Genomic DNA, 25,405 nt, shown 5'->3' with positions numbered 1-25,405 from the left:
TGATGCGCGGTGAGACACACGCCGGGGACGGGCTCTGGCAGCAGAAGGCGAGGGCGCAGTTCCCGATCATCACGGCGCATCCGGAACTGGCGTACCTGGACAGTGCGGCGACCTCGCAGAAGCCCCGGGCCGTCCTGGACGCCGTGCAGGCCTACCTGACCACGTCGAACGCCAACGCGGGCCGCGGCACCTACCCGTGGGCCAACCGGACCACGGGCGTGATCGAACGCGCTCGCGAGCGGGTCAAGGAGTTCCTCGGCGACCGGGAACCGGACCGCTCCACCGTCCACTTCACCAGCGGAACGACCGAGGGCCTGCGCACCGTCGCCCGTGACTGGCTCGTGGAGCACCTCACCGACGGCGACGAGATCCTGGTCCCGTTCTCCGATCACCGGGCCAACCTCGACCCCTGGCTCGAAGCCCGGCGCCTGCTCGCGGAGCGCGGCACCGAGGTGCGCGTCCGCGCCCTGCCGTGTCAGGAGACCTCCGGCGACTACGACCACCGTGCCCTCGCCGACGTGGTCGGCCCCCGCACCCGCTTCGTCGCCGCGACCCATGTCCACCATGTCTACGGCGGGGACATGAACGTCCACCGCCTGCGCGCCGCCGTGGGCCCTGACGTGCCCATCTGCCTGGACGCCGCGCAGAGCGTGGGCCATCTTCCCCTCCGGGTCGGCGATCCGGTGCTCGACGTGGACTTCGTCGTCTTCTCGGGGCACAAGGCGCTGGCCCTGCCCGGCACCGGCGCGGTGTGGGCGCGCAACACCCGCGGCCCCGTCCTGGCGCCCTCCGGCTGGCAGGGCACCCCCAACACCGTGGGCATCGTGTCGTTGCTGGCCGCCCTCGACTGGCTGGACGCGGTCGGCGTCGACCGCATCGCAGCCCACGTCACCCGTCTGGCCACCCGCCTGACCGACCGGCTGCGCCGCCTGGACGCCTACGAGGTCCTCGGCTGCCCCGCCAGTCTGGCCGCCGACTCCACGCTGCCCGCGGCCCAGCGACGGCACGGCATCGTCACCTTGCGGCACCGTGACATCCCGTCCGACGACCTCGGGTTCATCCTCTTCAGTCACGGCTTCATGGTCCGGGCCGACAGTCTCTGCCAGGCGGGCGCGGACGACGGGACCGGATCCGTACGGGTGAGCCTGCACGTCTACAACACGGACGAGGAGATCGACCGCCTGCTGACCGTTCTCGACTCCATGGCGTGAGAGTTTATTGATAATCGTTTCCACCTGTAGATTGGGCGGTAGGTGCCGACAGGTGAGAGACGGAAGAGGGGCGCGACCGGATGGGCGTGAGCATGGATGCGGCCAGGACATGGGTGGAGCGCTGGGAGCGGCAGCAGCAGCGGTACGCGGTGGACCGAGAGGAACGTTTCACGGTGATCTCGGACGTCGTGGAGCACATCTGCGTCGGCCGTGCCCGGCCGCTCCTGCTGGACCTGGGCTGCGGCCCCGGTTCCCTGTCCGCCAGGCTCGCCGGCCGCCTGCCGGACGCGGAGATCGTCGCGGTCGACATGGATCCCGTACTGCTGGAGCTGGGGCGCACCCACCACGCGGACGCCGCCCGTTATGTGCACGCGGTGATCGGTGAGGACGGCTGGGCCGATGCCCTGGAACTGCCCCGCAGCCTGGACGTCGCCGTCTCGACGACGGCCCTGCACTACCTCCCCGTCCGCGTCCTGCTGGAGACCTACCGCTCCCTCGCGGCCCTGCTCCGCCCCGGCGGGGCGCTGGTCAACGGGGACCACTTCCCTCCGGACGCGCGGTCCTGCTCGGACCTGACCGCTCATGTGGGGCGCTGTCGGGCCGAGCGGGCGGGTGACCACGGCAGCGAGGACTGGGAGGACTGGTGGCGGGCGGCGGCCCTGGACCCCGAGCTGGCCGACCTGTTCGAGCAGCGGGAGCGAGGCCGTCCGCCGTCCGGCGGCGGCAACCGGCACCTCTCCGTGGGCCGCCACGCCGAACTGCTGCGCCGGGCGGGATTCAGCCGCGTCACACCGGTGTGGCAGGTGGGCGACAGTTGTGTGCTCGTGGCGTTGAAGGACTGACGGGTTCCCGGGTCCGCGTCGGCCCCCGCCCCGGCGCTCCGTCGGGAGGCGTTGTCGCCGGGGTGTGTCGACGCCGTCGTCACAGGGCGAGGCTCATGAGGATCTCGTCGCGGTCGTCACCAGGGGCCAGACGCAGCGCACCGGGCCACCGGCCGACCTCGGTCCAGCCGGCCTTGCGGTAGAAGTGCTCGAGCCCCAGGCCGGCCCGCACCGTCAGTTTGAGTCGCTCCAGGCCCATCTCCTCCCGCGCGACGTGGTGGACGCGACGCATCAGTGCGAGCCCGATGCCCAGCCCCCTGAGGCGCACCTGTGTCTGCACGTGGTTCACCACACCGCAGTGCGCTTCGAGCGGGTGCGCCTCGCGGCGGAGGAGCAGCCAGCCCGCGAGGTCGCCGTCGAGCGTGGCCGCCAGCAGCCTGCCGCGCTCGGGCGCCAGATGCTCCGCGATACGGTCGACGGCGGCTTCGAGGTCCGCCGGTGTCAGGGGCGGCAGCGGACAGTCCGCTGGAATGACCGCCCCGCCGGAGTTGACCACCGTGGCCCAGCAGGCGGCGAGTTCCCGCCTGAGGACGCCGGGGAGCTCGGACGGCCGGGTGAACTGGGTGAACGTGGGCGCGGCGACTCCGGATGCTGTCACATGGAAAAGCTTGTCACGGCACCCGCTGTCGAAGGGCGCGACCGTGTGCCCGCGGTCGGGGCGTCGGCAAGCCCGTGGCAGCCTCACCCGCCCGCCGGACGACCACGTCGGCCCCTGTCCGCGCACCTCGCGGCCGACGGACTCGGGCGGACCGCCAAGAGCCCTGTGACCGTGCGGGTCCACTGGACAAGGCGTCATGCGTGCGGCGCGGTGAGGTGCCTCCTGTGCCGGTCTCGCGGCCCCGCACCCGGATCGTCCCGGCCGCACCGGCCACCGGGTCGACGTGGGTGGATCCGGAGCGAACCGGGCGGTGCGACCGCCGCGTCGACGGCCCGTGCCGATGCGGCGAGGGCCGGTGCGGTGCCGCCGCCGAACCGTCGGCGGCTGTCGCCTCCCGTCCCCGCACGGCTCCCCTCGCCCGCCCGGTGAGAGGATCGGGCGCAGCACACGCGTGTCAGGCGCCTGTTCGGCCGCCGTCGCGTACGGCGTGACAGCTGTCGCACACTCCGGTCAGTTCGAGTGTGTGGTCCACGTCGTGGAAGCCGGTGACGCGCGCCAGCTCGACCGCCCACCGCTCGACCTCCTCGGAGTCCACGGCGAGGCTGAGGCCGCAGCGCCGGCACAGGAGGTAGTGCCGGTGGCCGTCGGCGGGCCGGGGGCGGTAGAGGCGTTCACCGTCGCTGTCGCGCACCATGTCCACCTGGCCCGACGCCTCCAGCAGGTGGAGCGTGCGGTAGACGGTGGTCAGGCCGACCACGACACCGTCCGCCGTGAGCGCCGCGTGCAGGGTCTGGGCGGAGGTGAAGCCGTCGCAGGCGGTCAACGCCTCCAGAACCGCGGCCCGTTGCGGGGTGGGTCGCCACTCGCCGAGGGTCGTTCCGTACATGTGTGTGTCTCCGTAGCGGTGGGGCGTCCGGGACGGCCCAACGCGCTCGACCGCCCCGGGTCCGGTTACACGGCCGCTGTCGGGGACGAGGTTCCGTGTTCGTCCTCGTGCGCGCAGACCTCCCCGGTTTCCCAGCCGGGGAAGGGGTCGGCCGCGGGTGCCGGCTCTCCCGCGGTCACGAGGCAGCCGGCCAGGGCGGCGCGAAGACGGTCCGCCTGCAGGCCGATACCGATGAAGGCCAGCTCCTGGGCGTGCGGTGCATCGGCGTCGCGGACCCCGGAGGGTTCGAAACGGGCGACGGAACCGGCCTGGGACCACAAGCCGGTCACGCCGTTCCGGCCGGCGAGGGTGAAGAAGCCCTTGGACCGCAGGACCCGGCCGTACGCGCCGCTGTCCATGTCCCGGGTGACGAAGTCCCAGAGCCGTGCCGGGTGGAAGGACGCCGCCGACCGGAAGACAAGGGAGGAGATGCCGTACTCCTCGGTCTCCGGGACGTGATCGCCGTTCAGCTCCCGTACCCAGCCCGGTGCCTGCTGGGCGCGTTCCAGGTCGAAGCGTCCGGTTGCCAGGATGTCGCGGGCGTCGATGCAGCCGTGCACCGAGGTGATCAGCCGGGCCCGCGGGTTCAGACGGGTCAGCACTCCGCGCAGCCGGTCGGCGTCGGCCTCGTCGACCAGGTCCAGCTTGTTGAGCACCAGCACGTCGGCGAACTCCACCTGGTCGACCAGCAGGTCGCTCACGGTGCGTTCGTCGTCCTCGTAGGGGGCCAGGCCCCGTTCGGCGAGGTCGTGGCCGGTGTCCAGTTCGATGAGGAAGTTGGCGGCGTCGACGACGGTGACCATGGTGTCCAGCCGGGCCACGTCGTCCAGGGCGGCTCCGTCGTCGCGGGCGAAGGCGAAGGTGGCGGCGACCGGCATCGGCTCGGAGATGCCGCTGGACTCGATGAGCAGGTAGTCGAAGCGGCCGTCCCGGGCGAGGCGGTCCACCTCTTCCAGGAGGTCGTCCCGGAGGGTGCAGCAGATGCAGCCGTTGGTCATCTCCACCAGGCGCTCCTCGGTGCGGGAGAGCGCCGCCTCACCGCCGCGCACGAGGGCGGCGTCGATGTTGACCTCGCTCATGTCGTTGACGATCACCGCCACGCGCAGCCCCTCGCGGTTGGTGAGGACGTGGTTGAGGAGGGTCGTCTTGCCGGCGCCGAGGAAGCCCGACAGCACGGTGACGGGGAGGCGCTGCGAGGGCATCGGTGTCAGTCCTCCGGGCGCAGCAGACCGCGCCGGTAGGCGGGCACGAGGTGCTGGGGCACCCGGTGGGTCACGCCGTCCACCGTCACGGACACCAGGTTCGGTGTGCTCGCCTTCCACTGGGCGCGCCGGTGGCGGGTGTTGCTGCGGGACAGCTTGCGCTTGGGAACGGCCATGGTGGTTCCTCTCGGTCGGGACGGGGGACTGCCCCGGTCGGCTCGGAGATCGTCGATCACGACACCGCGCCGGGGAGGCATCGACAGTATACGACAACGGTTTTCATATCCGATAGTTGGTGTCGGGCGGCATGTCGCAACAGGAGGCGGGCAAGCGGTTGTGCGTCGACGGTGAGCCTCCGGGCCCGGGGCGCCAAGCCTCGGTGCCGGTCACGTCCGCGCACGGCGACCGCGTGTGTGCCTCGGTTTCGCCGAGGGGGTCGTGCTCTCCTGGCGTCGGGGAAGCGTGTGCCCGTGGTGCCCGGTGCCGGAAGGAGGGGCGGGGGAGCGGTCGTCGGTCGGGCCGGGCGCGCGGTGCACGTCGCTCGTGTCGAGCAGCGGCAGTACGGTTCCGGTGGTCAGGACCGGGAGGCGCCCGGACGTCTTGTGTGCCGTGCCGGTGTCGTCGGCTCCTTGGGGCCGGGGCAGGGGGCGCCGTCGGCTGTGGGGCCTCACATGGGTTGCCGGATCCGGGCGAGTGCCGGGGGAGTGAGGACTTTCTCGGGGTGCCCCTGGCCCACCAGGCGGCCCTCGCGCAGCAGGAGACAGGCGTCGGCCGAGCGGGCGGCGTCCAGGTCGTGCGTGGCGTGGACGACGGTGACGCCGTCGTCGACCAGGTCCGTCAGCAGTGTCGCTAGGCGTTGCCTGGCCTCGGGGTCGAGCCCGGTGGTCGGCTCGTCCAGGAGGAGCAGGTCCGACTCCTGGGCGAGTCCTTGGGCGATCAGGGCGCGCTGCCTCTGTCCGCCGGACAGTTCGCCGAGCTGCCGCGCGGCCAGGTCGGCGATGCCGAGGCGGTCCAGGGCCGAGTCCACCGCGGCCCGGTCCCGACGGGTGAGCCGGCGCCATGGGCCGCGTTCGCCCCAGCGTCCCATCTCCACGGTCTGGCGGACCGTCAACGGCAGTGCGTCGCCGACGGCGCCGCGCTGGGGGACGAACGCCGGTGGCCGGCCGCCGAAGTGACGGAGCGTGCCGGCTGTGGGCTGGATCACGCCGGCCAGTACGCCGAGCAGGGTGGACTTCCCGCTGCCGTTGGGACCGACGAGCGCAGTGGTGGTCAACACGCTTATCCCACCGTTGAGTTGGTGAAGAACGGGGTGGCCGGCGTACCCCGCGGACAGCTCCGCGAAGTGGATGTGGAGTGCCGCGTCCCCGGTGGTGACGGGTGGGGGCTCGTATCGAGTGAACATGATTTTCATTGTAGTGTGCTCCGCATGGAGTGGTTGACAGGCCCTTTCGAGGTGACCTTCGTGCAACGGGCGCTGTGGGGCGGCGTCCTGGTGTCGGCGATCTGCGCCCTGGCGGGAACCTGGGTGGTGCTCAGGGGAATGGCCTTCCTCGGCGACGCCATGTCCCACGGGCTGCTGCCCGGAGTCGCGCTCGCCGCGCTTCTGGGAGGGAACCTGCTGGTGGGGGCGTTGCTCAGTGCGGCTGTCATGACGGCCGGTGTCACCGCCCTCGGCCGTGGGCCGAGGCTGTCGGAGGACACCGGGATCGGTCTGCTGTTCGTGGGCATGCTGTCGCTCGGCGTCATCATCGTGTCGCGATCGCAGTCCTTCGCGGTGGACCTGACCGGTTTCCTCTTCGGCGACGTCCTCGCCGTCCGTGAGCAGGACCTGGTGCTGCTGGGCGGGGCGCTGCTGCTGGCGCTGGCCGTGTCGGTCCTCGGCCACCGGGCCTTCCTGGCCCTGGCGTTCGACCCGCGCAAGGCCCGGACGCTCGGCCTGCGGCCCCGCCTGGCCCACGCCGCGCTGCTCGGCCTGCTGGCGCTGGCCATCGTCGCCTCGTTCCACATCGTGGGGACGCTGCTGGTCCTGGGCCTGCTCATCGCTCCGCCGGCGGCCGCGCTGCCGTGGGCGCGGAGTGTGCGGGGCGTGATGGTGCTCGCGGCGCTGACCGGTGTGACCGCCACGTTCGGCGGCCTGCTGCTGTCCTGGCACCTGAGCACCGCCGCCGGCGCGACCGTCTCGGCCCTCGCGGTGGGCCTGTTCTTCCTGTCCCACCTGGCATCCGGCATCCGCCACCGTCGCCGCGCCCGTTCGACCGGCATCCGTCCGGCGACGACCGACTGAGAAAGACCTGAGGCGATGTCCTTGTTCGTCCGAAGAAACGTCACTGCATGGGGGTCGACCGTGCTCGCGGCCCTCGCGTTGCTCGCCACGAGCTGCGCGGGACAGGACGGCGTCGCCTCCCCTCCGGGGGAGGGCCCGTCCACCTCCGCCACCCCGCACGGTCACGTCGAGGGAGCGCAGGAGGCGGCCGAGCAGCAGTCCCGGCTGCTGCTCAACGATCCGGAGACCGGCGACACCCGGGTACTGGACCTGATCACCGGGAAGGCGCACGAGGTGTCCCGGACCACCGGTGTCTCGGAGCTCACCACGGACGGCCGGTTCGGTTACCTCCACACCACAAGCGGCACCCGTGTCCTGGACGGCGGCGCCTGGACGGTGGACCACGGCGACCACGTGCACTACTACCGCGCCGCGATACGCGACGCCGGCCGCATACCCGCGGGCGCCGGCGCGCGGGTCCGCAGCGACGCCGCTGTGACCGCCGTGACCGGCGGGGACGGCCGGGCCGCCCTCTACCGGCGGAACGAACTGGAGAAGGGCGAGGTGGGCGACCCCTGCACGCTGCCCGGAACCCACGAGAGCGCCGTCGTGCCGTACGCGGAACACCTCATCGCCCTCACGGCCGAAGAAGGCGAAGCCACGAAGGCCGTGGTGCGCGACCGGAAGGGCAAGCGGGTCGCCTCGCCGGAGGCGGAGTGCGAGAACCCGCGCGGCGACGCCGTCACCCGGCGCGGAGTCGTCTTCGGCTGTGCGGACGGAGCCCTGCTGATCAGTGAGGACGACGGCGGCTTCACGGCCGAGAAGATCCCGTACGGGGCCGACGTCCCCGCGCGGGAACGCGCCTCGTCCTTCCACCACCGGGCGGGGAGCGACACGCTCACGGCGCGTGCCGGAAGGCGCGCCGTGTGGGTGCTGGACGTCACCGAACGCACCTGGACACGGGTGAGGACCGGACCCGTCGTCGCCGTCAACACCGCGGGCGAGGGCTCACCCCTGCTCGTCCTCCAGGACGACGGAGCCCTGCACGGCTACGACATCGCCACGGGCAAGCAGGTGTCCAGGACCGAGCGGCTCCTGACCGACGCCCCCGGGACCCGTACCGACGGCACCGCGGGCCCCGCCATCGAGGTCGACCGCAGCCGCGCCTACCTCAACGACCCCGCGGGCGACCGCGTGTACGAGATCGACTACAACGACAACCTGCGCGTCGCCCGCACCTTCGACCTCGACATGGAGCCGACGCTGATGGCGGAGACCGGACGATGACGACACCGAAGCGAACCGTTCCGCGGCTGCGCCGCCTGCTGCCGTCCCTGCTCGCCCTCGCCTGTGCCGCCACGGCCACCGCCTGCACGAGCACCGACGACCGGCCCAGGGTCGTGGTGACGACCAACATCCTCGGCGACATCACCCGGGAGATCGTCGGCGACGAGGCCGACGTCACGGTGCTGATGAAACCGAACGCCGACCCGCACTCCTTCGGCCTGTCGGCCGTGCAGGCCGCCGAACTGGAGCGGGCCGACCTCGTGGTCTTCAACGGACTGGGCCTGGAGGAGAACGTGCTGCGGCACGTCGACGCCGCACGCGAGTCCGGCGTGGCCACCTTCGAGGCCGGCCGCGCGGTGGACCCCCTCACCTTCCGGGCGCACGACGACGGCGGCCCCGAGGAGGGGGGCGGGCAACCCGACCCGCACTTCTGGACCGACCCCGACCGCGTCCGCAAGGCCGCCGGCCTGATCGCCGGCCAGGTGATCGAGCACGTGGACGGCGTGAACGAGAGGACGATCCGCGCCAACACCGACCGCTACGACGGACAACTCGCCGACCTCACCACCTGGATGGAGAAGTCCTTCGCCCGCATCCCCGAGGAGAAGCGGGCGCTGGTGACGAACCACCACGTCTTCGGCTACCTCGCCGACCGCTTCGGCTTCCGTGTGATCGGCGCGGTCGTCCCCAGCGGCACCACCCTGGCCTCGCCCAGCTCCTCCGATCTGCGCTCGCTCACCCAGGCCATGCGCGAAGCAGGGGTGCACACCGTCTTCGCCGACTCCTCCCAGCCCAAGCGGCTGGCCGAGGTCCTGCGCACGGAGCTCGGCGGCCGGGTACGGGTCGTCGAGCTGTACTCCGAGTCATTGACCGAGAAGGGCAAGGGCGCCGGCACCTACCTGCGGATGATGCGCGCCAACACCACCGCCATGACCGACGGCCTGACCACCGGCTGAACCCGCGTCACCGCGCCGACACCGGCACGGCCACCCGTCACCCGACACATCGACACCGCGTCCGCGCGGCCCGAAAGGAACACACACGGTGAACAAGAAGACACGCGACAGAGCCCTGACCGGAACCGCCCTCGCCCTCGCCGTCTCCGCGGTCCTGACCGCCTGCGGGGGAGGGGACGGCACCTCCTTTGACACGAAGGCGGCGAAGGCGACCCCCGGCGCCACACCCGCCGCCGACGTCAAGGACCCGCTGGTCGCCACCTTCGACGGCGGCCTGTACGTCCTGGACGGCGAGAGCCTGAAGCCGGCCAGGACGATCGAGCTGCCCGGCTTCAACCGCGTCAACCCCGCCGGGGACGACGACCACGTCATCGTCTCCACCGACGCCGGCTTCCGCGTACTGAACGCCGCCGAGCAGACCTTCACCGACATCACCTACGAGGGCGCCAAGCCCGGCCACGTCGTCCGGCACGCCGGCAAGACGGTCCTGTTCACCGACGGCACCGGCGAGGTCAACGTCTTCGACCCCGCCGACCTCGCCGGCGGCGAGAAGCCCGAAGGCCGCACCTACACCTCCGCCGAGGCGCACCACGGCGTCGCCATCGAACTGAGCAACGGCGAACTCCTCAGCACCCTCGGCACCGAGGAGAAGCGCACCGGCGCCCTCGTGCTGGACAGGAACGACAAGGAGATCGCGCGCAACGAGGACTGCCCCGGTGTCCACGGCGAAGCCGCCGCCAAGGGCGAAGCCGTCGCCGTCGGCTGCGAGGACGGCATCCTGATCTACAAGAACGGCAAGTTCACCAAGGTCGACGCCCCCGACGACTACGGCCGCATCGGCAACCAGGCGGGCAGCGACGCCTCGCCGGTCCTCCTGGGCGACTACAAGACCGACCCCGACGCCGAACTGGAGCGGCCCACCCGCATCTCCCTCATCGACACCGAAACCGCGAAGCTGCGCCTCGTGGACCTGGGCACCAGCTACTCCTTCCGCTCGCTCGGCCGCGGTCCGCACGGTGAGGCCCTCGTCCTCGGCACCAACGGCGCCCTCCACGTCATCGACCCGGAAACGGGCAAGGTCGAGAAGAGGATCCCCGTCGTGGACAAGTGGCAGGAGCCGCTGGACTGGCAGCAGGCCCGGCCCACCCTCTTCGTCCGCGACCACACCGCGTACGTCTCCGAGCCGGGCAAGCGCAAGCTGCACGCCGTCGACATCGAGACCGGCGAGAAGCTCGCGTCGGTGGCCCTGCCGAAGAGCACGAACGAACTCTCCGGCGTCGCCGCAGGCCACTGATCCCGGCCTCGGCGAGGCCGCCGTGCACCCGGTCCGCCGGTCCGTTCCGGCGCGACCGGGTGCTGCGGCCCCCGATACTTCCGGACGGACGCGTACGAGGGGGCCGGCCGGCACGCCGTCGGACGGAGTCCCGCGCGACGGCGGCGGCGCCGGCCCGCTCCAGGTCCTGCAGCGCCCGGTACACGGTGGTGAGGCCCCCGCGGCCCCCCGCCTTGCCCATGAGCACATGGAGTTCCCGGGCGCAGACGAAGCCGGGGCAGCCGACGAGGGCCTGTCCGGCGGCGGCGCGCCGGCGTGTCGTGCGCCGGCCGGTCCGCGCCCCTGCGACCGGCACGACCGACTCCTTGACGAACGCTGTTCCTGTGGTACGACGCCGGGGCCTCCGGAGCATGTCGCACGGCTCGCAGGCCGCGGTCCGCTGGCGTCACACGCGGTGCGCGGGGCATGCGACGGGGTCTCAGACCGTGGTGGGCGGAGGAGCGGACCGGGTCACCATCCGGGCGAGGACGAGTGCCACGAGCGTCAGCCCGCCCAGCACCACTGCCGTACCGGGGTAACCGCCGAGCGAGAGCCCCACGCCGCCGAGTCCGGCTCCGAGGAAGACGCCGAAGCTCATGCCGGCGGCGTTGACGCTCAGAGCCGTGCCGCGCAGGGAGCCGCAGCGGCGTACGAGCAGTGTGGTGACGCAGGCCGCCACCGTCGCGTGTCCCGCGCCGACCAGCGCCGTCAGAGGAAGGGCGAGGAACAGCGACCCCGTGAGGAAGACACCGACCAGGGCGGACAGCGCCACCAGCAGTGCCAGTGCCATCAGGTGTTCGCCGGAGATCCTCGTCCGGTCCGCGCTCAGCAGCCGGCCGGCGAACAGGTTCCCCAGGAAGAACGACGCGCCGCTGAGCGTCCACACGACCGCGAAGGTCTCGGGCCCGAGGCCGAAGCGCTCGTCGTAGAAGGCGGCGAGGTAGGCGAGGTAGCCCATGAAGGCCGCCGTCCGCAGCATGGCGACCAGCAGCAGCGGGACCACTCCGGGCAGGGCTCCCAGCAGCCGGAACGACTCCAGGTATCCCGGCTTCTCCACCCGGTCCGCCGACTTCGCGGTCCCACCGTCCGTATCACGGCCACGGCGGCCCCGGAGGAGGAAGTACAGGGCCAGTACGGACGAGATCACGGCGACGGCCCACAGGTCGCCCTGCCAGCCCCACAGCAGGGCCGGCAGCGCGACCAGCGGCGCTGCGAGGAGGGCGGTCAGCGACTGGGTGGCGGTGACCAGGGTCGCCGCGCGTCCCGCGGCGGCGTCGTTGTCGAAGCGGTCGGCGGCGGCCGCCGTCAGCGCGGGGTTCAGTACCGCCGTACCGGCGCCGACGAGCAGGCAGAAGGCCGCCAGCATCAGGAAGTCGCCGCTCGCGCCGAGTGCGGCGGAGGCGGCCAGGACGGCGAGTCCGCCCGCCGCCGCCCGTTCCCTGCGCACCCGGTCGATCAGCGGCGCCAGCGCGGTGCCCACGGCCAGGGCCGCGAGTCCGCCGAGACCGCGCAGTTGGCCGAGTGCGGCGACGCCGCCGTCCGCCGCGTGGGCGATGGGCACGAGGAAGGTGCTGTAGATGGTGAAGGGCACCAGCCCGACGGCCGAGGCGAGCATGAACGGCCAGAGGAGGCGGGTCATCTCGAGGTCGCCCGGTACGGCTCCGTCGCCCGTCACGGCCTGCCCCGCGGCTGTGCCGGCGGCCTTACCGGGAGCCTCGGGACCCTGGGTCTCGCTGCTCATGTCCGCTCCGCCCGGTACCGGTACAGCGCGGTGGCGTCGGCGCTGAACTGGGAGAAGGGGAAGGGCTCGGCGGAGAGCGCGGTCACGCCGGCGCCCAGGAAGGCACGCGCGACGGCGCTGCCGGTCTGGGCGTACACCACCAGGGGGAGTTCCTGCTTGCGGCAGTGTTCGAGGATCCGGTCGAAGCTGCCGTTGCCGAGGGTCATGCCGGTGGCGACCACGGCGTCCGCCTCGGCGAGTACCTGCGTCATGTCGTCGGTGACGGGGTCGCCCCAGTTGGTGGTGCGCAGGTTGAAGTCGCAGGGCAACGGGACACCGCCCTGCTCGCGTATCGCGGCGACGAGCGGGTTGACGACACCGATGAGGGCTACCTTCGCCCCGGGTTCGATGTCGAGGAGCCCGGCGACGGCCGCGTCCCTGGCCTGCGCGCGCTCCTCCGGGGTTCCGGTGGGCAGGGTGACGGTCTCGGCGTTCGCGGCACTGCGGTGCGGCTGGACGCGCCCGAGGTAGGCGTCGAGCGCGGCGATGCGCACCGGCTCCGAGTCGTGCCGGATGAGGGTGTCGAGGGTGTGCCCGGACGCGTCGGCGCAGAAGTCGGCGGAGACCTCGCCGGCTTCGAAGGAGCAGGCGCCGAAGGCGTCGCCGGACCTCAGCAGCAGATAGCTGTTGCGGTAGGTGACCTGGCTGCCGGCGAGCCGGGTGGTGTGGTGGAGCCAGAAGGCGCTGGTGACGGCCAGTTCCCGTGGGCTGGGGCCGAAGGAGCCGTCGAGGACGGCCTGCTGGAGCTCGGGTACGGAGTACGGCTGCGAGGGAGGCATGTCGGTTCCTTCTCGGAGGTGTTGGTGACCGGGACGGGAAGTCGGGGAAGGGCGGCGGGTTGTTCCGCCCGACAGGGGAGGACAGGGAGCCCGGAGGGTCCGGCGGGCGGGGAACACGACGGAGGGGAACGCCGGTCAGGCCCGCTCGGGCACCGGAACGGAACCGCCGCCCAGCAGCGCACTGTCGGCCGGCGGCCAGTCCATCGCGGACCACGGGTGCCGCAGTTCGTCCTGGGCCGTGACCTCGTGAGGGCGCATGGCCCCGAGGCCCTTGGCCGAGGGGTGGTGGGCGTAGGCGCTGTCGACGTAGCGGTGTCCGGTGTCGGCGGCCATGAAGACGTACGTACGGTCCGCCTCGCGCTCCCGCTCCCGCTCCCGCTCCCAGAGCGTGGCGAGGTACGCGGCTCCCGCGGAGAGGCCGGCGAAGATGCCGCTGGCGCGCAGGAGTTCGACGGCGCCCGACATGGCGTAGTCGAAGTTGACCCAGTGGATGCGGTCGTAGAGATCGTGCCGGACGTTTCGGAACGGGATGGAGCTGCCGATGCCCGCGATGATCATGTCCGGATCGGAGACGTGCCCGGCACCGAAGGTGACGCTGCCGAACGGCTGCACTCCGACGAGCGTGACGTCCCGGCCCGCCTCGCGCAGGTAGGTGGCGATGGCGCCGGTGGACGCCCCGGTGCCCACTCCCCCGACGAGCGACAGCGGTCCCTCGGGGACCTCCTTGCGGATCAGGTCGGCGACATCGCGGTAACCGAGGTAGTGGATGGCGTCGTGGTACTGCCGCATCCAGTGGTAGTGCGGGTTCTCGCGCAGCAGTTCACCGATCCGCTCGACGCGGAGGTTCTGGTCCAGGCGCAGGTTCTTCGACGGGCGGACCTGCTCGAGGGTCGCGCCGAGGATCTCCAGCTGGACGCGGAGCGTGCGGTCCACGGTCGTGGAGCCGACGATGTGGCAGTTCAGGCCGTAGCGGTGACAGGCCAGGGCGAGCGCGTGGGCGTAGATGCCGCTGGAGCTGTCGACGAGGGTGTCGCCGGGCTCGACCTGCCCGGTCTCCAGCAGGTGGCGTACCGCGCCGAGCGCCGAGTACAGCTTCATGGTCTCGAAGCGCAGACAGATCGCCCCCGGCGGGACGGTCACGACGTCGGGTTCCTTGACGGCCTCGGCTATGTGCTCGTGCATGTCCTCGTCCTCCCGGATCAGGCGGCGTGGTGGCGGCTGAGCTTGAACAGGTACGCCTGGCAGTTGTCGCCCTCCCAGGTCTGGCGGTGCAGTACGGCGGGGCGGAATCCGGCGTCGATGCCGTGTCCGACGATCCGCTTGAGTTCGGCGGTGTTGGAGACGACGAGGTAGATTTCGCCGTCGGGGGCGAGCAGGTCACGGGTGGCGATCTGGTCGAAGAAGCGCAGGACGATCCCGGCGCCCACGCAGACGTTGCGCACCACCGTGGGGTCGTCGCTGGTCCGCGTGGAGACGGCGGGCGGGTTGAAGGTGATGACGTCCAGTCCTGCCGAGTCGGGGAACTCCTCGAAGAGGTTGGAGACCAGTGGCCGGAAGACGGTGTCCGGCCGGTCCCCGACGAGCCGCGCGTAGTGTTCCGCGGCCGCGGCGACGCTGTCCGGGTGGACGTCGGCCGCGTAGATCTCCCGCGCCCCCAGGGCGCCGGCGATCACGGCCTCGACACCGAGGCCGACGCCCATCGCCGCGTACGACCTGCCCTTGACGGGGATCGTGCCGTCCAGCAGGCGGTCGTGGACGATGCGGCTGGTGTCGCCCGGCTTGAAGACGCCGGGCGGCAGGGCGAACGTCCAGCCGTTGTACTCGTACGACCGCTCGGTGTGGACGTCGGGCTTCGAGCCGCCGCTGTTGAGGGCGAGGATCTCGTCCCGGGGCAGCGTGTCGGGCAGCGCGTCCAGCAGGGCGCGGGCGTCGTCCCGGGATGCTGCGGCGGCTGCTGTTCGGTCGGTCATGGGTCCTCCCTGGTCGGGGCGTGTGGTGGACGTTCGTGGGGCAGGGACCGGGTGCGGCCGGTGCGGCCAGATCCGTAGCCGTCCGGCCCGCACCGGGATTCACGGCGCGTACGGGGCGCCGGGTGAGGGTGGCCCGTGGAACTCGCAACACCTGGTCGGGGGGTGACGGTTTCGACGATGAGGCCGTCGTCGATGACGACGAGGTGGTGGTGCGCGACGGCGGCGGGGCGTCCGAGGTCGTGGCTCACCCGCAGGAGCGCGGTGCTGTGCTCCTGCGGGAGCCTCGCCGGCTCGGCGGGGCCCGCATCGGTGGCCACGGGGTCCGATGCGGTCGTGACCTCGTCGTGGATGAGGATGCCGGGTGCGGTGATGGCCGCCCGCTGCAACCCGCCCCCGGACAGGCCGTCGTGCGCGTGCCCGGATCACCGGTGAGGGTCCTCGGCGCCCGGTCGGTGAACCGTTCCGGCGAGGGCCGTTGCCCTGGGAGCCGCTCGCGCAGCGCCGCCACCTGCTCGGCGCCGACGTCCTCGTCGCTGCGGACGCCGGCCGCGTCGCCGGGCGGCGGTACGGCCGGCCGGAAGACCGGCACGGCGAGCCGGATCGCACCGGGCACGATGCGCCGAGAGGGTCTCCTGCTCGCCGCCACCGGTGAACGGCGCGCGTGACGGGCCACCGTGCCGGGGCTTCCCCTTGCCGCCCGCCGTCGGACTGCCGCCGCCGGATCCGGCAGCGCACCCGACGGGCACCGGAGCGCCGACGGCGGTCCCGTTGAGGACGGGGGAATCTCGGCGGCCGTGAGGAATCGACATGCTGCTCCCAGAAGGTCACATACGGTAGTCATCGCACCGTGGCCGCCGGCCGGGGCGGAGGATGTGGGGCCCGAGCAGCATGCAACAGCTGAAAATGATTGTCAACATCGTATTTTGATCGTTCAGCGGTTGGCCGTTGCGGGACTTCCGGTGGCCGGCGTAGGGGGGTTCCACTCCCTGGGTGCGTGGAGAGTCCCTGTGTGCGTAGGGAGTCATGGAGCCCGGTGAGGATTCGGGACGGGCGCGAAGCGGTGAGGGGGCGGGCGCGGCGGCGAGGTCGCCGGGTCGGTCCCCCCGGCTCGGAAAGGTGCCTCACCCGGGCGCCTTCGCGTCCGGAGGTCTGCCGGCGCCCGCCGTGCGGACGGACTTCGCGGATGGGCCCTCGGTGCCGAAGGAGGTCGCCGTGTCCATCACGCGCCCCGTGTCTTCGCCGACGAGCCGGTCGTGGGCGAACGTTGCGGCTGTGTCGACGAGGCCGCCTGGGGCGACTCGGGCAGGGGGCTCGACTACGGTTCCGGCCGGGGCACGAAGGCGACGCGGACGGCGGCATCGTCGCCGACGGGACCGCTTCCCTTCCGTCACGTACTGCGTCAGCCGGGTCGAGGCGCTCCAGGATGCCGCGGGGGCCCAGCGGCGGGGTTCAAGGCCAACTCCACCGCCCTGAGCCCTGGGAGGGCCGGTGGAACTCCCCGGTGCCGGCGAACGCGCCCGGTTCCTCAGGAACTCGGGGCGTGCCCCGCTGTTGCGCGGCGCGAGGAGGTCACGGCCGCCGGAGCGGTCGACGCGTGGCCGCGCGTGAAGTCGGCATGGCCGGGTGACCCCCCGCGCCTTGAGCCCCTCTTCCCCTCTCCGCCGGCCGTCACCGGTTCGGATCCCGCGCCGGGTGCAGGCGCCCGCCGAGCCTTCATGGCGACTTCGGCGATGCGGCGTGACCGTCGTCGCGCAAAGGGAGTGGTTGTCGTTTTCATATGCGCTAGTCTTGTTGCCATCCTCGGACGGGAGTGTGCATGGGATCGTGCGACGTGGCCGCCGGATCGGCGGAAGAGACGGGGAGCTTCGACCGGCTGTCCAGCGCTTGGTCGCCGATCGGTACGGCGACCGTCAAGGCTGCACGCCTGCGCCCCGGTGCGCATGTGCTCGGCACGTGGTGCGGCTCGGGACCGTCCGCGATTCCGGCCGCCGAGCAGGCCGGCCCGCACCGTGCGATCGATGCGGCCGACCTCGCGGAGCCTCGCTCGAGCGGGGCCGCGGTCCGCGGTCTCGACAACGTGCGCTTCGTGCGTGGCGACGTCCTCGACTGGCCCGTACCCCCGGTGGTGACGACGCCGTGATGTGTTCGCCCGGCATTTCCTCGTCCCCCGACGCGGAGGCAGGAGCGGAGCGACTGCTGAGTCTGGTGCGGCCCGGCGGCCGGTTGACCGTGGCCGTCTGGTCCCAGGGCGCGCTCGAGTTGCTGCCTGAGCCGATCCGCCGGGCCGTCGTCCCGGAACGGCCGTGCCTCGCCGACGTCCCACGGCCGGCCCGGCTGCTCCGACCCGCCGGGACACCCCGGCCGCTCCGGGACCGGCTCGCCGCCCGCTCGCTGTCATGTACCGACGTGCGGTACGTCCCGCTCGCCGTGCCCGGTGTCTTGCGGTCCGTGGTGTCCGGCACCGGGCGCAGGGGCCTGCTCGACGGCATGGGCCTGCCCTTCGAACTGCCCTGAGCCGGTTCGCGCCGGGACGAGGAGGGAGGCGCCATCTCGATGCCGCCGGGCCGGGTCCCGGAGTGTTCGCGGGCACGGCCCTGGCCGGCTGTCCGGGTGTCGCCGTCGTCCTCGGCGCCCGGGCCCGTCGTGCGCCGAGGGCTGCCGCTCCACCGCATCGCGCGGTTCGGGCCGACGAGGAAGAGGCAGGCGGCGCGCCTGCTTCCGCGTAGCCGGTGCAGTACCGGCGTCCGCCCGGGATGACGGGCGGACGCCACGCGCCTGATGAGTACGTTCCGTCCAACCTGGAAGGCCGAGCTCTATGTCACCGCCAACGACCTCCGCGCCATCGGAGAGCAGGGATGCCGGTACGTCATCCGGCGCGGCGCCCCCCGAACCCGCGACGGGGGCGAAGGGACGGCTCACCTCCCGCAAGGGCCTGGTGCTTGCCTGCGCGGTTCTGTGCGTCGTCCTCCTCGCCTCGGTCGTGTTGGCCATCGGTCTGGGGGCCGCCGTGATCGCGCCGGGGGAGACCGCCCGGTATCTGTGGGCGGCGGTCAGCGGCGGCCGCATCACCGCGGAGGAGGTGACCACCTACCAGATCATCTGGCAGATCCGCACGCCGCGGGTGCTGCTCGCGGCGCTCGTGGGGGCCGGGCTGAGCGCGATCGGTGTGGCCATCCAGGCCATGGTGCGCAACGCGCTCGCCGATCCTTTCGTGCTGGGCGTCTCCTCGGGCGCGTCCGTCGGAGCCGTCGGCGTCACGGTCACCGGGGGGCTGGCGGCGCTGGGCGTCTACGCGGTGTCGGCCGGTGCCTTCATCGGGGCCCTGGTCGCGTCGCTCCTGGTGTATGTCGCCTCCGCCGGCCGGGGCGCGCTCTCCCCGCTGCGTCTCGTCCTGACGGGCGTGGCCATGTCGCTGGGCTTCCAGGCGGTGATGAGCCTGATCATCTACTTCGCGCCGGACAGTGAGGCGACCAGCATGGTCCTGTACTGGACGATGGGCAGCTTCGGCGCCGCGAGCTGGGGCGCGCTCCCGGTCGTGTCCGTGGCCGTCGTCCTCGGCCTGGCCGTGCTGTACCGGTACGGCAGGGCGCTGGACGTGCTGGCCCTCGGGGACGAGACCGCCGCGAGCCTGGGCATCAGTCCCGACCGGCACCGCAAGGCCCTGCTCGTCCTGGCCTCGCTCGTGACGGGGGTGATGGTCGCCGTCAGCGGCGCCATCGCCTTCGTCGGACTGGTCATGCCCCACGTGGTGCGCATGGTCGTCGGCGCCACCCATGCCCGCGTGCTGGCCGTGGCGCCACTGGCCGGAGCGATCTTCATGGTGTGGGTCGACCTGGTGTCCCGGACGCTGGTGGCACCGCGCGAGCTGCCCCTGGGCGTCATCACCGCACTGGTCGGCGTGCCGGTGTTCATCACCCTGATGCGCCGCAAGGGCTACATGTTCGGAGGCCGTTGAGATGGATCTCAGGCTTGACGGGCTCTCGGTGGTGACCGACGGCAAGAGCCTGGTACGTGACCTGTCCCTGGAGGTGGGAAGCGGCCAGATCGTGGGGCTGGTCGGCCCGAACGGAAGCGGCAAGTCCACCGCCCTCAGATGCGTGTACCGTGCACTCCGGCCCAGCACCGGCACCGTCTGGGTGGGTGAACAGGAACTCCCCGGCCTGACGATGCGCCGCTCCGCGCAGCTCATCGCGGCCATGACCCAGGACGGCGCCGTCGACCTCGACTTCACGGTCGAAGAGGTCATCGCCCTCGGACGCGCGCCGCACCTCCGGGGCAACCAGGCGCTCAGCCGCCGGGAGCGGGAGCTGTGCGAGGGCGCGATGGACCGGCTGGACATCCGCCACCTCGCCCGGCGCGGAGTCCTGACGCTCTCGGGCGGGGAACGCCAGCGTGTCCTGCTGGCCCGGGCGCTCGTCCAGGAGCCGAAGATCCTGGTGCTCGACGAGCCGACCAACCACCTCGACGTACGGCACCAGATCGAACTGCTCTCCCTCCTGCGCGGCTCGGGACTCACCGTCCTGGTCGTGCTGCACGATCTCAACCTCGCCGCGGCCGCCTGCGACCGCCTCGGTGTTCTCCGCGAAGGCCGCCTCGTCACCACCGGCGCGCCCGAGGACGTCCTCACCACGGAACTCGTCGACGAGGTGTTCGGCGTCAGGGCCAGCATCGTGCCCCACCCGCTGACGGGTGATCCGCAGTTGTTGTATTCGCTCGATCCCTCCCTGTGAAAGGCACCACCAGGTCATGAACACGACTCGTTTTCCCCGCCGGGTGCGGCAGCGCGCCGTCCTCGGCTCCGCGCTCACGGCCACGCTGCTGCTCGGCGGCTGCGGCGCCGAGGTGGAGCCGGATGCCAAGGCATCCGAGAAGGTCACCGTCAAGAGGTGCGGTGAGCCGGTCGAGTACACGGTTCCCGAGCGCGCCGTGGCGTACGAAGGCGGAAGCGCCGACAAGCTGTTCAGTCTCGGCCTGGTCGACCACGTGTACGGCTACGTGATGCCGCCGGCGAACCCGCCGGTGGAGGAGTCACCGTGGGCGAGTGACTACGCCGAGGTGAAGATGCTCGGTGACGACCTCCTCAACAAGGAAATCGTCGTCGAGGCCAAGTCCGACTTCGTCGTCGCCGGCTGGAACTCGGGCTTCAAGGACGAGCGGGGTATCACTCCGGAGATCCTGGACAAGCTCGGGATCCAGAGCTTCATGCACAGCGAGAGCTGCTTCAACTACCCCGAGTACCCGGAGAAGCTGTCTCCGTTCGAGGCCCTTTACACCGATCTCGACCGGCTGGGCAAGATCTTCCAGATCGAGGAGAAGGCGGACGAGGTCGTCGCCGGGCTGAAGGAGCGGGTGGAGGCCGTCAAGGCGAAGGCGCCCGAGGGCGATCCGGTGCCGGTCTTCCTCTACGACTCGGGTACCGACCAGCCCTTCACCGCGGGCAACCAGGTCCCGCCCAACGACATCATCAGGACCGCCGGCGGCAGGAACGTCTTCGACGGCCTCGACCAGAGGTGGACCCAGGTGAACTGGGAGGCCGTCGCCGAAGCGGAGCCGGAAGTCATCATGATCCTCGACTACGGGGACCTGCCCGCCCAGAAGAAGATCGACTTCCTGAGGAAGTCCCCTCACACGAAGGAGCTGCCTGCCGTCAGGAAGGACAACTTCTTCGTCCTCGACTACAACGAGGGCATCAGCGGGCCGCGCAACATCGACGGCCTGGAGAAGTTCGCGAAGTACCTGAGGAAGCTCCAGAGCTGACCGAGCCGCAACGCGCCGGGGGCGTGTCCCCCGCACACGGCCCCGGCGCTCCGGTCGCAAGCGCCGCCCCCGGGCGACCGCTGCGCAGGGGAGAGCGCCCCGGCGAGCCCAGCGCCACCGGTCCTTTGCCGCCCGCGGGCAGGGGGCGGAGGACCGGCCACCGGACCCGCCGGGGCGTCGAGAAAGCGGGCGGGGTCTGCGGACCACCCCGCGTCCTCCCGTCCTTCAGGAGGGAGGGCGTCCACGCCGGTCGCCGGGGGAGGGCCGAGAGGCTCCCGCGTGGAGCCGGCCTCGCCGGCGTCAGCCCACGCCGGACGGGCGAGGAAGGGGGAGCGAGGACTCAGGCGTGCTTCACGGACGAATGCGGGCGGAGGCGGTCGTCCCGTGGTGCCGTGCCGCGGTAGGAGACCGAGGGGTCGTCGAGGCCGTCGAGGCCGGCCTCGGCCTGGACCTCGAAGACGTCCGCCAGCCGGGCCGGGGTCAGTACGGCCGTGGGCGGCCCCTCGGCGACCAGGTGTCCCTGGTGCATGAGCAGCAGCCGGTCGCAGCAGCGGGCGGCCAGGGACAGGTCGTGCAGGGCGACGAGCACCGTCTGGTCGGTGGAGGCCAGCAGTTCCATCAGTTGCAGCTGGTGCTTGATGTCCAGGTGGTTGGTCGGCTCGTCGAGCAGGACGCACCAGGGCCGCTGGGCCAGCGCGCGGGCGATGTGGGTGCGCTGGCGTTCCCCGCCGGACAGCGACTTCCAGTGCCTGTCGGCGAGTTCGGTGAGCCCGGTCCGGGCGAGGGCGACTCTCCTACGGTCTCGCCCCGGTGGGGCTCGTCCTCATCGCCCCGGCCGTCGACGCCTTCGGTACCCGGGCGGTCCTCGCGGTCTGTGCCCTGACCTGCTTCACCGCACCGGCCGTCGCCGCCCTCGTGCCCAGCGCCCGCGACTTCTCCCACAGGTCCGAAACGCCGTCAGGAGCCGGGCGAGGAGCCGGGAGGGCCGCCTGATGGGGCAGTCTCGGGTCATGCACTCACTCAGTCGCAGCACCCAGCCGCCTGCTCCCCCCGCGCTTGCGGGCGTCGTCCCCGACCGGGTGTCCGGAGAACGGGAACAGGAGGCCCGTGCCCTCCTGTCACGGGACGGCGCCGTCGTCCTCACCGGTTACGAGAACACCCCCGACGCCCTCGTGGTCGCCGCGGCCCGCGTCTTCGGCAGCCGCCTGCGCGAGCTGTACCCGCATCGCGTGCGCACCTCGCGGGAGGCCGGCCCCGTCCACCTGCACGCCGACAGTCTCGACCTCGTCGTCGACGTCGGCGGCGTGCCCAGCAGGCGGCGCCACCCGGATGAGGACCACGTCCTGATCCAGTACGTCAGGCCCGCTCGTTCCGGGGGCGACTCCTTCGCGGTCGACGCGTACGGCTTCGTCGACGGCCTCGCGTCGACGGACCCCGCCCTCCTGGACTTCCTCACCGGCGCCGACGTCGACCTGTACGGCAAGTGGGCGGGACTGCGCGGGCTTCCCTCCACCCCACGCGTCGCCCGGCACGTCGAGTACGCCCGCACCGGCCGCCGCGTCGTCCGTCGCACCGACGGGGCCGCCCCCCTGCACCGTGACCCGGACACCGACCGGGTGCGCGCCATGCTGGCCCGCTTCGACGAGACCGTGCACGCCCTCGAACCGGTCCTCCCGCGCTTCCGGCTCGTCGAGGGCGACATCCTCGTCCTCGACAACTACCGGTGCTGGCACGGCCGCGACGCGCACACCGGTGAGCGTGCCGTCCGCATCCTCACCCTGCGCACGGCCGACGCCCGCTGAGCCGACCCCCTGACCCACGTCACGGGACCGCGCGGAACGCGCTCCGTAGGGCGCCCCGGTGCCCGTCACCGGCCACGACTCCAGGAGATCGGCAGGGGGCCCGCCCGCCGAGCCGTCCGACGCACGTCGGCGGCCGGCCGGAGCGGGCCTTCGTCGTCGAGTCCGAGGCCGGCGTTCCTGCCGGGCGCCCGCCTCCTCCTCACGGCCCCCGCCTTCGCCCGGCTCGGCGCCGGACGGTGGGCAGCGGGCGGGCACGGGTGCTGTCCGCCTCTCCGCAGCCTCCGGTTATTGGTAATGGCAATCATTGTCATATAGTGGCCCCATGGCACGCAACGAACTTCGCCCGGTCGTCAGGCTGCGCTCCACCGAGGGCACCGGCTTCACCTACGTCACCCGTAAGAACCGGCGCAACGATCCCGACCGGATGGTGCTGCGCAAGTACGACCCCGTCGTCGGCCGTCACGTCGACTTCCGCGAAGAACGCTGAAACCTTCCTCGTCCCACCCCCGAAAGGTCCTCCTCAGCCATGAAGCCCGGTATCCACCCCGCTTACGGCCCTGTCGTCTTCCGTGACACCGCCTCGAACCACGCTTTCCTCACCCGCTCCACGATGACCAGCGACAAGACGATCGAGTGGGAGGACGGCCGGACCTACCCGCTCGTCGATGTCGAGATCTCCTCGGTGAGTCACCCCTTCTACACCGGCACCGCCCGCGTCCTGGACACCGCCGGCCGGGTCGAACGCTTCGAGCGCCGCTACGGGGCCCGGTGATGGGGCGGGACACCCGCCTGCCCGTCGTCCTCGTGGCCGGGCTCCATGCGGACGCCCGCAGGGAGGTCGTCGACCGGCTCCTGAAGGCCGTACCCGGCAGTGTCGCCCTGCACCACGACCTGACCGGCGCGGGCAGCGGGGCCGTGCGCCGCCTGATCCGCGACGCCTCCGGTGACCTGTGCCGGGGGGAGACCCCGCTGGTCAACGACTGCGCGTGCTGCGCGCTGCGCGAGGATCTCATCCCCGAGCTGGAGCGGCTGGCCGGCAGCGGCCTGACCCGGCTCGCCGTCGTCGAACTGTGGGACTCGGTCGAACCGAAGGCGATGGCGGAGGTCGTCGCGGCGCACGAGGGGGACGGCCTGGTCCTCACCAACGTGATCACCGCTGTGGACCCCGCACTCGTGCTGCCCTACCTGGCCAACGGCGACGACCTGGCCGAAGCGGGTCTGGAGGCCGCCCCCACCGACCAGCGCACCGTCGGCGACACCTGGGCCCGCCAGCTGGAGTACGCGCCCGTCCTCGCCCTGGTCGACAACGAGGAGGCGGACAGCGAGGACCGTGCGCTCCTCGCGCAGCTGCACCCCACCGCCCGTCAGGTGGCGGCGGGGTCCGGTGAGCTCGCCGAGGTCGCCTTCGCCGGCTTCGACGTCGAGTCGGCGGCCGCCGCCCAGCACCCGGCGTGCGCGCTGCTGCCCCAGAACGCCGACGAGGCCGGTGTGGCCACGCTCGTATGGCGTCGCCGTCGGCCCTTCCACCCCGGACGTCTCCACGAGGCGCTGGAGGACCTGTGCTGCGCGGCCGCGCGCAGCCGCGGCCGGTTCTGGCTCGCCGACCGCCCTGACGCCCTGCTCTCCTGGGAGGCCGCGGGCGGTGCGCTGTGTGTGGAGAACGCCGGCCCGTGGCTGGCCTCTCTGCCCGACGCCGCGTGGGAGACGGTTCCGCCCGTGCGGCGGGCCGCCGCGTCACTGGACTGGCACCCCGAACACGGCGACTGCTGCCAGCATCTCGTCTTCACCTCCCCGGGCCTGGACCGGGAAGGACTCGAAGGGCTCCTCGACTCCTGCCTGCTGACGGACGCCGAGTACGCCGCCGGGCGCGAGGCGTGGAAGCGCCTGCCCACCGCCTTCGACACCCTCCTCGACCCCGCCTGACCCTCCGAAAACTCTCATGCTCAAGGAGCAGTTCCCATGGCCCGCCGTCAGGAACCCCGTAAGCCCGTCAAGTCCCGCCCCAACCCGCTCGACGCCGCCGGGATCACTTACATCGACTACAAGGACACCGACCTGCTGCGCAGGTTCGTCTCCGACCGCGGCAAGATCCGCAGCCGCCGCGTCACCCGTGTCACCGCCCAGCAGCAGCGCCAGCTCGCCGCCGCCGTCAAGAACGCCCGCGAGATGGCTCTCCTGCCCTACCCGGGTAACGCGAAAGGCCGTTGACTCCTTGTACGGGCGACCGCCGAAGGGGTGGGTCGCGGTGCGCTGAGCGGTTCCGCTGTCATTCTGATGAGCGTGAGCGGCGCAGGGCCCGCTCCTCGCTGTTCGTCGCCGCCGCTCGCGCTCGTGACGCCCTGGCCGTCGCAGGACCACGCCGTCGAGCGGGACGACCCGTATCGCGCCCCGGCCCTCGGGATGCCTTCGTCATGCGTCGGGGGCGGCGGCGCCGACGTTCCCGTCCCGCAGTACGACGGCGACCCGCTGCACCGTGGTGCCCGGGCCCGCCCCGAGGGGCTGGTCGGTCATGACCTCGCGAACCTGTCGGGCCACCCGGGCCTCCTCCGCCGACGAACGCGTCACCAGCGGATACCACCGACATGCGCCGCCCGTACGCCCCACGGAGGTCTTCGCCGACGCCCGCCACGGACCTCGGGGCACGGCCGTGCGCCACCGTGCCCGGACCTCTCCCGCGCCACC

Annotated in this window: 28 protein-coding genes; 17 read left to right on the top strand and 11 right to left on the bottom strand. The window is 72.1% G+C overall.

Features of this window, described 5'->3' with window-relative positions; translation table 11 throughout:
- Window positions 1-2: 2 nt before the first annotated feature.
- Together KYY02_RS13300 and KYY02_RS13295 are read left to right on the top strand one after the other, a co-directional pair.
- Entirely contained in the window at window positions 3-1,211 is a 1,209-nt protein-coding gene (locus KYY02_RS13300; RefSeq protein ID WP_371238122.1) for an aminotransferase class V-fold PLP-dependent enzyme, read from the top strand.
- 80 nt (window positions 1,212-1,291) lie between these two features.
- Window positions 1,292-2,053 (top strand): class I SAM-dependent methyltransferase, encoded by a 762-nt coding sequence (locus tag KYY02_RS13295; RefSeq protein WP_371238121.1) that lies wholly within the window; start codon window positions 1,292-1,294, stop codon window positions 2,051-2,053.
- 79 nt (window positions 2,054-2,132) lie between these two features.
- Here the strand turns inward: KYY02_RS13295 and KYY02_RS13290 are convergent, their stop codons facing one another.
- From KYY02_RS13290 to aztA, 5 genes are all read right to left on the bottom strand, one after another.
- The gene (locus tag KYY02_RS13290) at window positions 2,133-2,690 is read right to left on the bottom strand and encodes a GNAT family N-acetyltransferase (RefSeq protein WP_371238120.1); all 558 of its coding nucleotides are present in this window, start codon (window positions 2,688-2,690) and stop codon (window positions 2,133-2,135) included.
- Between the two features lie 454 nt (window positions 2,691-3,144).
- Window positions 3,145-3,576: a Fur family transcriptional regulator gene (locus KYY02_RS13285; RefSeq protein WP_371238119.1), complete on the bottom strand. Its 432-nt coding sequence runs from the start codon at window positions 3,574-3,576 to the stop codon at window positions 3,145-3,147.
- A gap of 65 nt (window positions 3,577-3,641) precedes the next feature.
- The gene (locus KYY02_RS13280; RefSeq protein ID WP_371238118.1) at window positions 3,642-4,817 is read right to left on the bottom strand and encodes a GTP-binding protein; all 1,176 of its coding nucleotides are present in this window, start codon (window positions 4,815-4,817) and stop codon (window positions 3,642-3,644) included.
- A gap of 5 nt (window positions 4,818-4,822) precedes the next feature.
- Entirely contained in the window at window positions 4,823-4,993 is a 171-nt protein-coding gene (rpmF, locus tag KYY02_RS13275) for a 50S ribosomal protein L32 (RefSeq protein ID WP_371238117.1), read from the bottom strand.
- A gap of 491 nt (window positions 4,994-5,484) precedes the next feature.
- The gene (gene aztA, locus KYY02_RS13270; protein WP_371238116.1) at window positions 5,485-6,228 is read right to left on the bottom strand and encodes a zinc ABC transporter ATP-binding protein AztA; all 744 of its coding nucleotides are present in this window, start codon (window positions 6,226-6,228) and stop codon (window positions 5,485-5,487) included.
- A gap of 15 nt (window positions 6,229-6,243) precedes the next feature.
- On the opposite strand from aztA, the gene aztB reads away from it, so the two are divergent.
- The 4 genes from aztB (at window position 6,244) to aztD (ending at window position 10,617) form a co-directional block, all read left to right on the top strand.
- Window positions 6,244-7,101, top strand: coding sequence for a zinc ABC transporter permease AztB (gene aztB, locus KYY02_RS13265; RefSeq protein ID WP_371238115.1), 858 nt, complete (start codon window positions 6,244-6,246; stop codon window positions 7,099-7,101).
- A gap of 15 nt (window positions 7,102-7,116) precedes the next feature.
- Window positions 7,117-8,367 carry a hypothetical protein gene (locus KYY02_RS13260; RefSeq protein WP_371238114.1) on the top strand — a complete coding sequence of 417 codons (1,251 nt, stop codon included), beginning with the start codon at window positions 7,117-7,119 and terminating at the stop codon, window positions 8,365-8,367.
- Window positions 8,364-9,323, top strand: a complete 960-nt coding sequence (aztC, locus tag KYY02_RS13255) for a zinc ABC transporter substrate-binding protein AztC (RefSeq protein WP_371238113.1) — start codon at window positions 8,364-8,366, stop codon at window positions 9,321-9,323. The genes KYY02_RS13260 and aztC overlap by 4 nt, the downstream gene beginning before the upstream one ends.
- Before the next feature lie 88 nt (window positions 9,324-9,411).
- Window positions 9,412-10,617 (top strand): zinc metallochaperone AztD, encoded by a 1,206-nt coding sequence (gene aztD / locus KYY02_RS13250; RefSeq protein WP_371238112.1) that lies wholly within the window; start codon window positions 9,412-9,414, stop codon window positions 10,615-10,617.
- Window positions 10,618-11,074: 457 nt separating this feature from the next.
- Here the strand turns inward: aztD and KYY02_RS13245 are convergent, their stop codons facing one another.
- The 4 genes from KYY02_RS13245 to KYY02_RS13230 form a co-directional block, all read right to left on the bottom strand.
- Complete coding sequence (locus KYY02_RS13245; protein ID WP_371238111.1) at window positions 11,075-12,376, bottom strand: MFS transporter; 1,302 nt, start codon at window positions 12,374-12,376, stop codon at window positions 11,075-11,077.
- A complete protein-coding gene (locus tag KYY02_RS13240; protein WP_371238110.1) occupies window positions 12,373-13,194 on the bottom strand; it encodes a Rossmann-like domain-containing protein in 822 nt (273 codons plus the stop codon). Before KYY02_RS13240 ends, KYY02_RS13245 begins: the two co-directional genes overlap by 4 nt.
- 135 nt (window positions 13,195-13,329) lie before the next feature.
- The gene (locus tag KYY02_RS13235) at window positions 13,330-14,376 is read right to left on the bottom strand and encodes a pyridoxal-phosphate dependent enzyme (protein ID WP_371238109.1); all 1,047 of its coding nucleotides are present in this window, start codon (window positions 14,374-14,376) and stop codon (window positions 13,330-13,332) included.
- A gap of 17 nt (window positions 14,377-14,393) precedes the next feature.
- Window positions 14,394-15,164, bottom strand: a complete 771-nt coding sequence (locus KYY02_RS13230) for a class I SAM-dependent methyltransferase (protein ID WP_371238108.1) — start codon at window positions 15,162-15,164, stop codon at window positions 14,394-14,396.
- 1,831 nt (window positions 15,165-16,995) lie between these two features.
- Between KYY02_RS13230 and KYY02_RS13225 the strand changes: the two genes are divergently transcribed.
- From KYY02_RS13225 to KYY02_RS13205, 5 genes are all read left to right on the top strand, one after another.
- On the top strand, window positions 16,996-17,304 hold the full coding sequence (locus tag KYY02_RS13225; protein WP_371238107.1) for a class I SAM-dependent methyltransferase: 309 nt from the start codon (window positions 16,996-16,998) through the stop codon (window positions 17,302-17,304).
- Window positions 17,301-17,678, top strand: a complete 378-nt coding sequence (locus KYY02_RS13220) for a hypothetical protein (protein ID WP_371238106.1) — start codon at window positions 17,301-17,303, stop codon at window positions 17,676-17,678. The genes KYY02_RS13225 and KYY02_RS13220 overlap by 4 nt, the downstream gene beginning before the upstream one ends.
- Before the next feature lie 421 nt (window positions 17,679-18,099).
- Window positions 18,100-19,119, top strand: coding sequence for a FecCD family ABC transporter permease (locus KYY02_RS13215; RefSeq protein ID WP_371238105.1), 1,020 nt, complete (start codon window positions 18,100-18,102; stop codon window positions 19,117-19,119).
- Between the two features lies 1 nt (window position 19,120).
- Window positions 19,121-19,894, top strand: coding sequence for an ABC transporter ATP-binding protein (locus KYY02_RS13210; RefSeq protein WP_371238104.1), 774 nt, complete (start codon window positions 19,121-19,123; stop codon window positions 19,892-19,894).
- Between the two features lie 16 nt (window positions 19,895-19,910).
- Window positions 19,911-20,921 carry an ABC transporter substrate-binding protein gene (locus tag KYY02_RS13205; protein ID WP_371238103.1) on the top strand — a complete coding sequence of 337 codons (1,011 nt, stop codon included), beginning with the start codon at window positions 19,911-19,913 and terminating at the stop codon, window positions 20,919-20,921.
- Window positions 20,922-21,261: 340 nt separating this feature from the next.
- On the opposite strand, the gene KYY02_RS13200 is transcribed toward KYY02_RS13205, so the two are convergent.
- Window positions 21,262-21,540, bottom strand: a complete 279-nt coding sequence (locus KYY02_RS13200) for an ATP-binding cassette domain-containing protein (RefSeq protein ID WP_371238102.1) — start codon at window positions 21,538-21,540, stop codon at window positions 21,262-21,264.
- Between the two features lie 191 nt (window positions 21,541-21,731).
- On the opposite strand from KYY02_RS13200, the gene KYY02_RS13195 reads away from it, so the two are divergent.
- The 6 genes from KYY02_RS13195 to rpsR all read left to right on the top strand — a co-directional run bounded on the left by KYY02_RS13195 (window position 21,732) and on the right by rpsR (window position 24,931).
- Window positions 21,732-21,914, top strand: a complete 183-nt coding sequence (locus tag KYY02_RS13195; protein WP_371238101.1) for a hypothetical protein — start codon at window positions 21,732-21,734, stop codon at window positions 21,912-21,914.
- A 17-nt stretch (window positions 21,915-21,931) separates the two neighbouring features.
- A complete protein-coding gene (locus KYY02_RS13190) occupies window positions 21,932-22,723 on the top strand; it encodes a TauD/TfdA family dioxygenase (RefSeq protein WP_371238100.1) in 792 nt (263 codons plus the stop codon).
- A gap of 322 nt (window positions 22,724-23,045) precedes the next feature.
- Entirely contained in the window at window positions 23,046-23,210 is a 165-nt protein-coding gene (gene rpmG, locus KYY02_RS13185) for a 50S ribosomal protein L33 (protein ID WP_371238099.1), read from the top strand.
- A 39-nt stretch (window positions 23,211-23,249) separates the two neighbouring features.
- Window positions 23,250-23,495, top strand: a complete 246-nt coding sequence (locus KYY02_RS13180) for a type B 50S ribosomal protein L31 (protein WP_371238098.1) — start codon at window positions 23,250-23,252, stop codon at window positions 23,493-23,495.
- Window positions 23,495-24,646: a CobW family GTP-binding protein gene (locus KYY02_RS13175; RefSeq protein WP_371238097.1), complete on the top strand. Its 1,152-nt coding sequence runs from the start codon at window positions 23,495-23,497 to the stop codon at window positions 24,644-24,646. The genes KYY02_RS13180 and KYY02_RS13175 overlap by 1 nt, the downstream gene beginning before the upstream one ends.
- Before the next feature lie 36 nt (window positions 24,647-24,682).
- The gene (gene rpsR / locus KYY02_RS13170; protein WP_371238096.1) at window positions 24,683-24,931 is read left to right on the top strand and encodes a 30S ribosomal protein S18; all 249 of its coding nucleotides are present in this window, start codon (window positions 24,683-24,685) and stop codon (window positions 24,929-24,931) included.
- Window positions 24,932-25,132: 201 nt separating this feature from the next.
- Here the strand turns inward: rpsR and KYY02_RS13165 are convergent, their stop codons facing one another.
- Window positions 25,133-25,258, bottom strand: a complete 126-nt coding sequence (locus KYY02_RS13165) for a DUF294 nucleotidyltransferase-like/CBS domain-containing protein (protein WP_371238095.1) — start codon at window positions 25,256-25,258, stop codon at window positions 25,133-25,135.
- Window positions 25,259-25,405: the final 147 nt, after the last annotated feature.

This window comes from Streptomyces pimonensis (assembly GCF_041380215.1).
GTDB lineage: Bacteria > Actinomycetota > Actinomycetes > Streptomycetales > Streptomycetaceae > Streptomyces > Streptomyces pimonensis.
The sequence above is the reverse complement of the archived record's forward strand: the minus strand, read 5'-3'. Positions and strand labels throughout refer to the sequence as shown.